This window comes from Oceanicaulis sp. UBA6590 (assembly GCF_002433705.1).
Lineage (GTDB): Bacteria > Pseudomonadota > Alphaproteobacteria > Caulobacterales > Maricaulaceae > Oceanicaulis.
Genome location: NZ_DJIQ01000062.1, coordinates 155185 through 167320 on the forward strand (window position 1 = coordinate 155185; position 12136 = coordinate 167320).

The 12136-nt window shown below is 65.4% G+C and carries 9 protein-coding genes; 2 read left to right on the forward strand and 7 right to left on the reverse strand.

Annotated features, from left to right (window positions below; translation table 11 throughout):
* Positions 1-1483 (forward strand): ATP-dependent helicase (locus tag B2Z70_RS13005; RefSeq protein WP_292983781.1); only part of this gene is annotated, 1483 nt, incomplete at its 5' end.
* Positions 1484-1604: 121 nt separating this feature from the next.
* Here B2Z70_RS13005 and B2Z70_RS13010 read toward each other — a convergent pair.
* The gene (locus B2Z70_RS13010) at positions 1605-1898 is read right to left on the reverse strand and encodes a GIY-YIG nuclease family protein (protein ID WP_292983783.1); all 294 of its coding nucleotides are present in this window, start codon (positions 1896-1898) and stop codon (positions 1605-1607) included.
* Positions 1899-2065: 167 nt separating this feature from the next.
* Here B2Z70_RS13010 and B2Z70_RS13015 point away from each other — a divergent pair, with 167 nt between their 5' ends.
* On the forward strand, positions 2066-2968 hold the full coding sequence (locus B2Z70_RS13015; protein ID WP_292983785.1) for an alpha/beta hydrolase: 903 nt from the start codon (positions 2066-2068) through the stop codon (positions 2966-2968).
* A 227-nt stretch (positions 2969-3195) separates the two neighbouring features.
* On the opposite strand, the gene ligA is transcribed toward B2Z70_RS13015, so the two are convergent.
* The 6 genes from ligA to ftsA all read right to left on the reverse strand — a co-directional run bounded on the left by ligA (position 3196) and on the right by ftsA (position 12134).
* Positions 3196-5283 carry an NAD-dependent DNA ligase LigA gene (gene ligA / locus B2Z70_RS13020; protein ID WP_292983787.1) on the reverse strand — a complete coding sequence of 696 codons (2088 nt, stop codon included), beginning with the start codon at positions 5281-5283 and terminating at the stop codon, positions 3196-3198.
* Positions 5280-6980, reverse strand: coding sequence for a DNA repair protein RecN (gene recN, locus B2Z70_RS13025; protein WP_292983789.1), 1701 nt, complete (start codon positions 6978-6980; stop codon positions 5280-5282). The genes ligA and recN overlap by 4 nt, the downstream gene beginning before the upstream one ends.
* Before the next feature lie 24 nt (positions 6981-7004).
* A complete protein-coding gene (locus tag B2Z70_RS13030) occupies positions 7005-7838 on the reverse strand; it encodes an outer membrane protein assembly factor BamD (RefSeq protein WP_009801477.1) in 834 nt (277 codons plus the stop codon).
* 150 nt (positions 7839-7988) lie between these two features.
* Positions 7989-8888 (reverse strand): UDP-3-O-acyl-N-acetylglucosamine deacetylase, encoded by a 900-nt coding sequence (lpxC, locus tag B2Z70_RS13035; RefSeq protein WP_292983791.1) that lies wholly within the window; start codon positions 8886-8888, stop codon positions 7989-7991.
* Positions 8889-9101: 213 nt separating this feature from the next.
* The gene (ftsZ, locus tag B2Z70_RS13040) at positions 9102-10673 is read right to left on the reverse strand and encodes a cell division protein FtsZ (RefSeq protein WP_292983793.1); all 1572 of its coding nucleotides are present in this window, start codon (positions 10671-10673) and stop codon (positions 9102-9104) included.
* A 141-nt stretch (positions 10674-10814) separates the two neighbouring features.
* Positions 10815-12134 (reverse strand): cell division protein FtsA, encoded by a 1320-nt coding sequence (ftsA, locus tag B2Z70_RS13045; RefSeq protein WP_292983795.1) that lies wholly within the window; start codon positions 12132-12134, stop codon positions 10815-10817.
* Positions 12135-12136 lie beyond the last annotated feature (2 nt).

A 12136-nucleotide genomic window follows, 5' to 3' on the forward strand; every position in this document is an offset into this window, starting at 1 on the left:
CTGGCGCGGCGCGGAAGTGGACAACATCCTGCGCTTTGAACAGGACTTCCCCGGCGCGACGGTGATCCGGCTGGAGCGCAATTACCGCTCCACCGGCCATATCCTTGGCGCGGCGGCAGGCCTGATCACCGCCAACAAGGCGCGCCTGGGCAAGACACTGTGGACCGAGGATCAGGCGGGCCACAAGGTTCAGGTGTCCGGGCTCTGGGATGGCGAGGCCGAAGCCCGCTTTGTCGCCGACGAGATCGAGGCGCATATCAAGGGCGGCGGGCGTCATTCCGACATCGCGGTTCTGGTGCGTGCGTCCTGGCAGATGCGGGCGTTTGAAGACCGCTTCATCATGCTGGGCCTGCCCTACAAGGTGATTGGGGGGCCGCGCTTCTTTGAACGTGCGGAGATCCGCGACGCCCTCGCCTATCTGCGGCTGGTGCGCAGCCTGTCAGATGATCTGGCGTTCGAGCGTGTGGTGAACACGCCCAAACGCGGCGTCGGCGACACCAGTGTGCAGAAGATCGCCATGGCCGCGCGCGGGGCGCAGGTGTCGATGGCCGAGGCTGCGCGCCTGATGACACAGACCGACGAGATCAAGGGCAAGGGCCGCACCGGCCTCATCGCCTTCCTGCGCGATCTCGACCGCTGGGCCGAGCAGGCCGAGACCATGCGCCATGACGAGCTTGCGGAAGTCATTCTCGATGAAAGCGGCTATACGGCCATGTGGCGCGAGGACAAGAGCCCGCAGGCCGCGGGCCGGCTCGACAACCTGAAAGAACTCGTCCGCTCCATGGGCGAGTTTGACAGTCTTGAAGCCTTCCTTGAGCACATCGCCCTCGTCTCGGACGCCGACCGCACCGAGAACGGCGATGAAGTCTCGATCATGACGCTGCACGCGGCCAAGGGCCTCGAATTCCCGCTGGTCTTCCTGCCGGGCTGGGAAGAGACGGTCTTCCCCTCCCAACGCTCCATGGATGAAGGCGGCACGGCGGCGCTCGAAGAGGAACGGCGCCTTGCCTATGTGGGCATCACCCGCGCCCGCGAACGCGCCGTCATCAGCTTCACCGCCAACCGGATGATCTTTGGCCGCTGGCAATCGGTGCTACCCTCGCGCTTTATCGACGAAATGCCGGCCGAGCATTGCGAAGCGAAATCGGAGACCGGCTATTACGACGCCGGGCCGGGTTTTGAGGGCGTCGCCGAAGTCGCCGACCCCTTCAAGTCGAGCTATGAAAGCCCCGGCTGGAAACGCTTCCAAGCCAGCAAGGCGTCCGGCCGCCGCGCCGATCCCGGCGTCATCGAGGGCAAGGCCACGCTGATCGACACCAGCTCGGTGGGCGGAGACTCGAAATGGAAACGCGGCGACCGCGTCTTCCACCAGAAATTCGGCTACGGCACCGTCAAAGCCGCCGACGGCGCCAAGCTCACCGTCGCCTTTGACAAGGCCGGCGAGAAAAAGGTCGTCGCGAGCTTTGTGGAAGAGGCGCCTTAGGCGTTTGATTCTGAGGGAGGCCCCGGCTCAAGGCCGGGGTTTCAAGTGATTTTAAAAGGTGAAACCCCGGGCGAGCGCAGCGAAGACCCGGGGCCTCGCTCAGAATAAAGCGCCCGGTTTTTTAGCCCGAAATATCCGGATAAAGATCTCTCCAGTCCGGGTTGGCCTGTTCGATAAGCTCAACCTTCCAGACGCGTTTCCAGCGCTTCATACGTCGCTCTTGTTCTGCCGCTGCGGTCACATCTACGAAGCCCGAGAACCAGACCAAACGCTTGCAGTTGTATTTGTGCGTGAAGGATGATCCGCCGCCTTCACGATGCTCCCATATTCGGCGCCGCAAATCGGCATTGCACATGCCTGTATAGAGTACGCCATCTGGCCTGTTCGTGAGCATGTAGACCCAGGCGCGTGTCATAAATCCTCTCCCTTTCCCGACTGACCAAAGGGAGGCGGGGTCTAAGTCAGAGTATAGCGCCCTATGCTGAAGAAGGCCCCGGGTCTTCGCTACGCTCGCCCGGGGTTTCAGTTGGTTGAAATGTTTATGGGCGCTAGTTTGATCCGAAATCAGAACCGGATACCCCCATGCGCCTCGCCCTCTGTCTCACCGCCGCCCTCCTCCTCGCCACGCCTGCGTGCGCTCAAGACCCGTACGCCGACGCGCGCCCGATCAGCTGGCGGGATCTGCTCGACCGGGAACGTGCGCCCGCCGACGCCCGGATCGCATACGGCCAGGGCGAGGAGCAGTACGGCGAGCTGTGGCTTCCCGATGGCGACGGTCCCTTCCCGCTGGTGATCATGATCCATGGCGGATGCTGGCAGGCGGCCATTCCGGGCACCATCCTGCAGGACCAGCTGAACGCCGATCTGAAAGCGCGCGGCATCGCCGTGTGGAACCTCACCTATCCGCGTCTGGGGCATGAGACGGGCGGATATCCGGGCACGTTTGAAAGCGTGGCCATGGCGACCGATTATGTCCGGGCGCTGGCCGAGACCTATCCCATCGACCTTGAGCGCTCCGTGCTGATGGGCCATTCCGCGGGCGGGCATCTGGCATTGTGGGCCGCCGCGCGCGGCCAGCTGCAGGACACGCCGCTTTCTGTGGAAGACCCGTTCATCCCCAACGGCGTCATCACGCTCGCGGGCATCAATGATCTTGAGCTTTACCGCGCTGAAGGCCCCGGCCGCTGCGGCGAGCCGGACACGGTGGACGCCCTGATCGCCGGCCATCCCGGCGATGCGCCCTATGCCGACACCTCACCCGATCAGCTGCTGCCCCTGCATGTGGAGCAGGTGATCGTTTCAGGCGAACTCGACCCGATCGTGCCGCCGCAGTTCGGCGCGGCCTATGCCGCTGAAGCCGAAGCCGCAGGTGATACGGTGACCGAGATCAAGCTGGAAAACGCCGGTCATTTCGAGCTGATCGACCCGACGGCGCCCGCGTGGGCGGTTATTCTGGATGAGGTCGAGCGGTTGCTGGGGGAGTAGGCGCTCACTTTCTCTTCCCCTGCATAGGCAGGGGCCCAGAGCCGACAACGCAAAGTCCTGATGATCACTGGGTCCCCGCCTTCGCGGGGAAAGAGGAAATTCAAATACCTCGCACACATGTCATCCCCCGCGTCATGCGGGGGATCCATGCCGGTGGCTCAGATCACAGGTCACGGCATGGGTTCACCGGAAAAACCGGTGAATGACACGTTGAGAGGGAGGGGCGCTCACCCCCCGATGAGCGCCAGCCATTCATCCTCGGTCATCGTCTGGACGCCCAGCTCCTGCGCTTTCTTCAGCTTGGAGCCCGCGCCGGGACCGGCGACGAGGATGTCGGTCTTGCCCGAGACGGAGCCCGAGACCTTGGCGCCGAGTGATTGCGCCTTGGCCTTCGCCTCGTCCCGGGTGAAGCGTTCGAGAGAACCGGTGAACACCACCGTCTTGCCCGCGACAGGGCTTTCGGCGGCCACCTGTTCGGCGTCTTCGACCGTCACATGGGCGAGCAGGGCGTTGAGCGCGTCCTGATTGTGGCTTTCGGCGAAGAATTCGGCGAGAGCTTTGACCGCCGTCTCGCCAATGCCGTCAATATCCATGAAGGCGGCGAAGGCTTCGCCGGGCTCGTTCGCGGCTTCCGCCGTCTCGCGCACGGCCTGCCAGCTGGTGAAGCTGCGCGCGATCAGACGCGCGGTTTCCTCGCCCACATGACGGATGCCTAGGGCGAACAGGAAACGCGCGAGGCCAATCGTGCGTCGCTGATCGATGGAGCCAAAAAGGTTCGCCGCCGAGCGCTCGCCCCAGCCTTCGCGGGTCTGGATGGGCGGGTTGATCTCGCCCGCCTCGTTGCGTGCGCGCAGGGTGAAGATGTCGGCGGGTTGCTTGACGAGGCCTTCATGGAAGAAGGCCTCGATCTGTTTCGCGCCCAGCCCTTCAATGTCGAAGGCCTTGCGCGAGACAAAATGCTTGAGCCGCTCGACCGCCTGTGCGTCACAGATGAGACCGCCCGTGCAGCGACGGACGACCTCGCCCTCCTCGCGCACGGCATGGCTGCCGCAGACGGGGCACAGGGTGGGGAAGGCGAAGGGTTCGGCGGCCTCGGGGCGCTTGTCGAGGACGACTTCAACCACCTGCGGGATCACATCGCCGGCGCGCTGGATAATCACGGTGTCGCCCACGCGCACATCCTTGCGCTCGATCTCATCCTGATTGTGCAAGGTGGCGTTCGACACCACCACCCCGCCCACGGTGACGGGTTCGAGCTTGGCGACAGGGGTCAGCGCGCCTGTGCGGCCCACCTGGATCTCGATGGCGTTGAGCCGGGTGACGGCCTTTTCGGGCGAGAATTTGTGCGCAATCGCCCAGCGGGGCGCGCGGGCGACAAAGCCCAGCCGCTCCTGCCAGTCGAGCCGGTCCACCTTGTAAACCACGCCATCAATGTCATAGCCGAGATCGGCGCGTTTGGCTTCGAGCGCGCGGTAATGGGCGAGCACATCCTCGACGCTCTCAACCCGCACCATGTCGTCATTGATGACGAATCCCAGCTGCCCGAGGCGTTTGACGGCGTCATACTGGGTCTCGGCCAGAGGCTCGCTCAGCTCACCCCAGGCATAGGCGAAAAAGCGCAGCGGGCGCTCTGCCGTCACATTGGGGTCGATCTGGCGCAGGGAGCCGGCGGCGGCGTTGCGCGGGTTCTTGTAGGCGGGCTTGCCGCGTTCTTCCTGCATGGCGTTGAGCTGGGCAAAGTCGGCATGGCTCATATAGACCTCGCCGCGCACCTCCAGCACGTCCGGAACATCGCCCTCAAGCCTGTGGGGAATGTCGGCGATGGTCTTGAGGTTGGCGGTGACGTTCTCGCCCGCCCGGCCATCGCCCCGCGTGGCGCCGATCACCAGCTCGCCCTTTTCATAGCGCAGATTGGCGCTCAGCCCGTCGATCTTGGGCTCGGCGGTGAAGACGAGTTTCTCGTCCCTGAGATTGAGGAAGCGGCGGATGCGGTCGGCGAAATCGCGCACATCCTGGTCCTCGAAGGCGTTGCCCAGCGACAGCATGGGCACGGCATGGACCACTTCACCGAACTGCTCGGCGGGTTTCGCGCCGACGCGCTCAGACGGGCTGTCCTTGCGCTTGAGATCGGGAAAGCGTTCTTCGATGGCGCTGTTGCGCGCGCGCAGGGCGTCATAGGCTGCATCCGAGATCTTCGGCGCGTCCTTTTCGTAATACGCCTTGTCGTGCCTGGAGATTTCGCGGGCGAGACGGTCGAGTTCAGTGGCGGCTTCTTCGGAGGTCAGCGCCTCCACATCCTTCATCGCAGCGTTCATGAGCCCATCAGCTGGTCGGCGGCGGCGCGGGCCGCATCGGTGATCTCCGCGCCCGACAGCATGCGGGCGATCTCTTCGCGGCGGTCGGCTTCGGCGAGGCGCCGCACCGTGGTGCGCATGCCTTCGCCCTGCTCCGCCTTTTCGATACGATAGTGCGCGTCGGCGCGGGCGGCCACTTGCGGGCTGTGGGTCACAACCAGCGCCTGACCGGTTTCAGCGAGACGTTTCAGGCGCGAACCGACCGCATCGGCGACCGCGCCGCCCACGCCCTGATCCACCTCGTCAAACACCATGGTGCGGGCGTCATCGCCCACAAGGCAGACCTTCAGCGCCAGCGCAAAGCGCGAGAGCTCGCCGCCCGAGGCGATCTTGTCGAGCGGTCCGAACGGCGCGCCGGGATTGGTGGCGACTTCAAAGGCGACCTTGTCCCAACCCGAGGCGCCGGGTTTGGCTTCATCGGTTTCGACGCGGACACGGAAGCGCGCCTTGTCCATTTTCAACGGCGCGAGTTCGGCCTCGACCGCGCCAGCGAGCGTATCGCCCGCGCTCTTGCGCTTTGCGGTCAGGGCTTTCGCGGCGCGGCCGTAATCGGCTTCAGCGGCCTTGAGCGCGCCTTCGGCCTCTTTCAGCCGGTCGTCGGCGTGCTCGATCATGTCGAGACGACTGGCGAGGCGATCGCGCAGCTCGGCCAGCTCATCCACGTCCACATGATGCTTGCGAGCGGCGGCGCGCAGGGCGAACAGGCGCTCTTCCACCTCATTGAGCCGGCCCGGCTCCACATCAAAGCGGGCGGCGGCTTCAGACAGCGCCTCCTCGGCCTCGTTGAACTCGATGAGCGCGCGATCGAGCGCCCCCGCGGCGCGCTCGACCGAAGCATGGGCTGCGCCCGCCTCGCCTTCCCCGCCCTCCGCGCCTTCAAGAGCCGCGCGCACGCGTTCGAGACCCCGCAGGGCGGTGTTGAGACGGTTGGAGAGGCCATCGCCCCCGGCCACCGCATCCATGGCGTCGTTAAGTTCGGAGAGCGCTGATTCGGCCTGCTGGAGGAATTTGCGCTCGGCGGCGAGACCGTCCTCTTCGCCGGTCTGCGGGTTGAGCGCTTCAAGCTCTTCCACGCTGTCACGCAGGAACGCCTCTTCGCTCGCGGCCTTGTCGCGCGCATCCGTCAGCTCATCCAGGCGATGGCGGGCTTCGCTCAAGGCTTTCCAGGCCGCCTTCACGGATTTGAGCTCAGCGTCCGCATCGGCATAGGCGTCCAAAAGGCCGCGATGGCTCTTGGGGTCCATGAGGCCCCGCCCGTCATGCTGGCCGTGGATCTCGACCAGCACTTCGCCGAGTGAGGCCAGAAGACCCACGCTGGCGGGCTGATCATTCACATGAGCGCGGGAGCGACCATCGGCGGTCAGGGTGCGGCGCAGAATCACCGGCTCACCCGGCTCCACAATGACGCCCGCCTCATCGAGCAGCGCATAAACAGGATGGCCGACAGGCGGTTCGAACAGGGCGGTCGCCACGGCCTTGTCGGCGCCGGCGCGCACCTGGGCTCGCTCGGCGCGCTCGCCGCAGGCCAGTCCCAGAGCGCCCAGAAGTATGGATTTGCCCGCACCGGTCTCGCCCGTCAGCGCGGACAGACCAGCGTCAAACGTCAGATCGAGCGTGTCGATCAGGACAATGTCGCGGATGGAGAGCGAAGCCAGCATTCAGGTTCGCAATCTGGTTCGAGCCTAGCCGAAGACGCGGTTCAGGGCGCGCCGCAGCAGGGACGGTTCGCGCTCCTGATCCTCCGATCCCGGCACGGCGATACCGCGCGAGGTCAGAAGGTCATAGCTGTCCTCATACCACTCCGAGCCCGGAAAGTTGTAACCCAGAACGGCCGCGATCTGACGCGCTTCCTCGTCGACGCCCAGACTGACATAGGCCTCGACCAGTCGGTGCAGCGCTTCAGGCGTATGGCTGGTGGTCTCGTAATCGCGGATGACGTTCTGGAAGCGGTTGATCGCCGCCAGGTGGTAGCCATTGCGCAGATACCAGCGGCCCACGCTCATTTCCTTGCCCGCCAGGTGGTCGCGGGTCATGTCGATCTTCAGACGCGCATCCTGGGCGTAGGGCGTGTCGGGATAGCGACGCACCACCTGCTCCAGGGCCTGCAGCGCCTGCTGGGTGGTGGACTGGTCGCGGCCCACATCATAGATGCGCTCATAATAGCTCAGCGCAATCAGGTAATAGGCGTAAGGCGCGCTGGCATTGCCCGGGTGGAGCGCGATGAAGCGCTGCGCATCCGAGATCGCCTCGTCATACTTGGACTGGCGGTAGTTGGCGTAGGCGGCCATCAGCATGGACCGGCGCGCCCATTCGGAGAACGGGTGCTGGCGCTCCACCTCGTCGAAATAGGCGGCCGCCTCGTCATAGCGACGGCGCTGCATCTTGTCGAAGGCTTCCGCGTAGAGCGTCTCGACAGGCTGCTCCACATAGGCCAGCTCTTCGCGATCCCGCCCTGCACAGGCAGTCAGGGACAAGGCGACGGCGCCCAGTAGTGCAACACGCAGAACAGTCTTCATGGACGTACGCCCTCAAGCCGGCGACCGCCTGCCCCGGGGTTCGGAACGCAGCGGACTCTTAGGTATTGAGAATGGTTTAACCCATCGCGGGCGCGGGCAAAAGCACCCTGTCAGGCCGAGTGTGAATAAGATCGGCTTTTGACGGGAAAATCAGGAATGAACGAGGCGTTCGCTCTGCACCGTGCTGTCGCTCATGGAGGTCCAGCGCCAGGCGCTTTCATCGGCCAGCAGCGCCGCGAGGGCCTTGGCGTTCAGGCCATGCCCCGGACGATGCGCCTTGTAGAGCCCGATGATCGGGGCGCCCAGAAGATACAGATCTCCCAGTGCATCGAGCGCCTTGTGACGCACGAACTCGTCCGCAAAGCGCAGACCCTCGGGGTTGGCGACGCCGTCATCATCAACCACCACGGCGTTTTCCATGGAGCCGCCGCGCGCCAGTCCCGCCTTCAGGAGCGCGCTGAACTCACGACGGAAACCGAAGGTGCGCGCCGGCGCGACCAGCTCCTGGAAATTGGCGCGGCTCACCTCGAAGGCGAAGTGCTGGCGACCGATGGCGGGGTCGTCAAAGTCGATCTCGACATCAATGCCGGGGCGCAGGGCCGGCAGGAAGACCGCATGACGCGACCCATCCTCGACCTCGACGGGCTTGAGCACCTGCAGCGCCTTGCGCGGCGCCGGGCGGGTCTTCAGGCCGGCATGCAGGATCAGGTCGACAAACGGCGCGGACGAGCCGTCCATGGCCGGCACCTCAGGACCGTCGAGCTCGATGATCAGATCATCCACGCCCAGACCGGCCAGCGCCGCCATCAGATGCTCCACCGTCGCCACCGAGGCGCCGGCGTCATTAACCAGAGTGGTGCCCAGATCCGTCGAGCGCACAAACTCGCGGCGCGCAGGAACAAGACGGTCCGACACATCGAGATCGGTCCGCTCAAAGACAATGCCCGACCCCAGAGGGGCGGGCTTCATCGCCATGCGAACACGGGCTCCGGTGTGCAGGCCGATCCCGGCGCAAACCGCCGGCGCCGCCAATGTTGCGCGTTCAATCATGAAGCAAGCCCAATCCAGTCTTTTATCAATCCAGGAGCCTGACATGCAGGAAGATGCTTAACAGGCTCCGCCCCTCGCCCTGCACACTACGGGCCGTGATGCATCCCGCAATTAAAGGATTGTTGCACCGTGTTACGAAACCGGGGGCGCAATGAAAAACGCGTCGCTCTGGACTGACAGAGCGACGCGTTTTCAAGGAGTTGGCGCTAGAGCCTAGTTGGCCTGGCGACGCAGGAAGGCCGGAATTTCCAGCTCGTTCTCGTCCAGTTCCTCGCCGAACAGGTCGCCAGACGGCTGGCTCGGGCGCGGTGCGGACTCGACCGGACGGACCACAGAGGGGCGCTCGGGCTGGGCCGGCGCCTTGTTCTCGACCGGGGCGGACTTGCGGCGGCCGAACAGCGACAGACCGCGACGCGGCTCACGGGCAGGCTGGGAGTCTTCGGCCTTGGGCTGTTGAACCGGTTGCTGCGGCTGGACCTCGACCGGCTGCTGGTGCTGCATGTGCGCCTGCGGCTCGGCCGGGTGGGTCATTTCACGCTCAAGGCGCTCACGGGTCTCGACAACGGCCGGCTTGGCGACCGGATGGACCGGCTGTCCGCCGGTAAAGCTGTCCGGCGCACTGACCGTGTCGCCACCGCGCGCCGTGACTTGCGGCGCTGACGGAGCTTCGGCCCGCGGCGTTTCATTCACCGCCACCGCGTCAGAAGCGCGACGCACCAGGGGCTCGGCCTGACGCTGGGGGCGGGTTTCACGACCTTTCCAGACCGGAGCCACCGGCTCGGCGCCCTGACGGCGACGCGGGTCATGCATTTCGTTGAGTTCGGCGTCGATGCCGGTGGCCACGACGGACACGCGGATGATGCCTTCCAGCTCGGGGTCGAAGGTGGAGCCGACGATGATGTTCGCGTCCGGATCGACCTCGTTGCGGATCTCGTTGGCGGCCTCGTCTACTTCGTACAGCGTCATGTCCATGCCGCCGGTGATGTTGATGAGCACGCCCTTCGCGCCCTTCATGGACACATCGTCGAGCAGCGGATTGTTGATGGCGTTGTGAGCGGCTTCCACGGCGCGTTTCTCGCCGCTGGATTCGCCGGTGCCCATCATCGCCTTGCCCATCTCGTTCATCACGGTGCGGACGTCAGCGAAGTCGAGATTGATCAGGCCCGGCATGACCATGAGGTCGGTGATGCCGCGGACGCCCGAATGCAGCACCTGGTCGGCCATACCAAAGGCTTCCGCAAAGGTCGTCTTCTCGGTGGCGATCCGGAACAGGTTCTGGTTCGGGATGATGATCAGGGTGTCCACATGCTCCTGCAGGCGCTCAATGCCCGATTCGGCCAGGCGCATGCGGCGGGTGCCCTCGAAATGGAACGGCTTGGTCACGACGCCGACGGTCAGGATGCCCTGCTCCCGCGCAGCGCGCGCGATTACAGGGGCAGCCCCGGTGCCGGTGCCGCCGCCCATGCCGGCGGTGATGAACACCATGTGCGCGCCTTGCAGGTGCTCCTGGATTTCCGCCAGGGAGTCTTCCGCCGCCTGTTCACCCACTTCCGGGCGCGCCCCAGCGCCCAGACCTTCGGTGATCGCAGCGCCCATCTGGATGCGGCGATCGGTGCGCGCGCGCTGAAGCGCCTGCGCATCGGTGTTGGCGACCACAAAGTCCACGCCCTCGAGCTGGGCGTCGATCATGTTGTTAACGGCGTTGCCCCCGGCGCCGCCGACACCACACACAAGAATGCGAGGTTTCAGTTCGGTGGTTTCCGGCGCGGACAGGTTCAAGGGCATGGCAGGTCTCCGTGGGGCGGCAGGGTTAACGAATCACCCCGTGAGACTGCGCTCGCTTGTTTAATCGAGCGTTAAGCCGCTCCCCTCAGAGCAAACCTTTTTTCGCATAGAATAACAGGACCCTGAGTCTGTTCGAGGAGTCTAGAAACTTTCCGCGAACCAGCGCCAGACCGCCTTCATGCCGCCCTCGCCCGTCGCCCGTTCGCGAATGCGGGCCGGACCCTGGTCAAACCGGGGCGGGCCGGAGATCGCTTCGGATGGCCCCTGAACACATCGCAGCAGCAGACCGGCCGCCGCGCTGAAGCCCGGACCGCTGACCGCATCGCCCAGTCCGGCGAGCGAATCTGGACGCCCCAGACGCACCTGCTTGCCCAGCACCCGACCGGCCAGCTGGGCGGCGCCCGGCAATTGCGCCGCGCCGCCAGTCAGGACCACAGAGCGGCCCGACGCGCTGGCGGCGCCGGCGGCGTCCAGCCGATCACGCACCATTTCGAAGACTTCTTCCAGACGCGGCCGGATGATGGCGTTCAGAAGCGCCTTGGGCTGCTGGTTCATGGTCACCACGCCAGACCCGGCCACGGGGGGCGTCTCGATCATGATCTGATCGTCATCGGGACTATCAAGCGCACAGCCATGCAGCGCCTTGATCCGCTCGGCCGCGTTGACCGGCGTGGACAGCCCCCGGGCGATGTCGTTGGTGACATGGGCGCCGCCGACCGGCACCCCGTCCACATGCTGTAGAGAGCCTTCATTGAAGACGGCCACTGTCGTTGTGTGTGCGCCCATATCGATCAGCAGCGCGCCGAGATCGCGCTCATCCGGCGCCAAGGCCGCAATGCCGGAGACATAGGGCGTCGCCGCCACGCCCGCGACGGTCAGCTGGCAGCGCTCGACGCAGGAAATGAGATTCTGCAAGGGGTCGGCGGCGGCGCTGACCAGATGCAGGTCCACGCCCAGGCTTTCGCCGAACATGCCGCGCGGATCCTTGACGCCGCGATGGCCGTCCACGCGCCAGGAGAGCGGCAGGGCGTGCAGGAGAACCCGGCGTTGTTCATGGTGACGGCGCAGCGCCTCGGCGAGAATGCGGCGCAAATCCCGGTCGGTCACTTCACGGGCGGCGAGATCCATCTCGACGGAGATGCGCGCGCTCGCGGGGGCGCCCGCGGACGCCGCCAGATACACCTCGCTGACCGTGTGCCCGGCCATGCGCTCGGCGTTCTCCACCGCCGCGCGGATGCTGTCCACCGCCAGATTGACGTCCACCACCTGACCGGCGCGCACGCCACGCGTGGACTGGTGGCCGACCCCGATCACCCGCGGACGCAGGCCCGCCAGCGTCTCTTCGGTCTTGGCGATGAAACACACAGTCTTGGACGCGCCGATATCAAGCGTGGCGAACACGCCCGCCTTGCGCGGCGGCGTGGCGGCGCTTGCAGCGCCTCCTGACTTGAAAAACCCCATCG

Coding starts and splice junctions, on each gene's coding strand:
- B2Z70_RS13010 (WP_292983783.1), bottom strand. CDS start 1,898: ATGACACGCGCCTGGGTCTACATGCTCACGAACAGGCCAGATGGCGTA.
- B2Z70_RS13015 (WP_292983785.1), top strand. CDS start 2,066: ATGCGCCTCGCCCTCTGTCTCACCGCCGCCCTCCTCCTCGCCACGCCT.
- ligA (WP_292983787.1), bottom strand. CDS start 5,283: ATGAACGCTGCGATGAAGGATGTGGAGGCGCTGACCTCCGAAGAAGCC.
- recN (WP_292983789.1), bottom strand. CDS start 6,980: ATGCTGGCTTCGCTCTCCATCCGCGACATTGTCCTGATCGACACGCTC.
- B2Z70_RS13030 (WP_009801477.1), bottom strand. CDS start 7,838: ATGAAGACTGTTCTGCGTGTTGCACTACTGGGCGCCGTCGCCTTGTCC.
- lpxC (WP_292983791.1), bottom strand. CDS start 8,888: ATGATTGAACGCGCAACATTGGCGGCGCCGGCGGTTTGCGCCGGGATC.
- ftsZ (WP_292983793.1), bottom strand. CDS start 10,673: ATGCCCTTGAACCTGTCCGCGCCGGAAACCACCGAACTGAAACCTCGC.
- ftsA (WP_292983795.1), bottom strand. CDS start 12,134: ATGGGGTTTTTCAAGTCAGGAGGCGCTGCAAGCGCCGCCACGCCGCCG.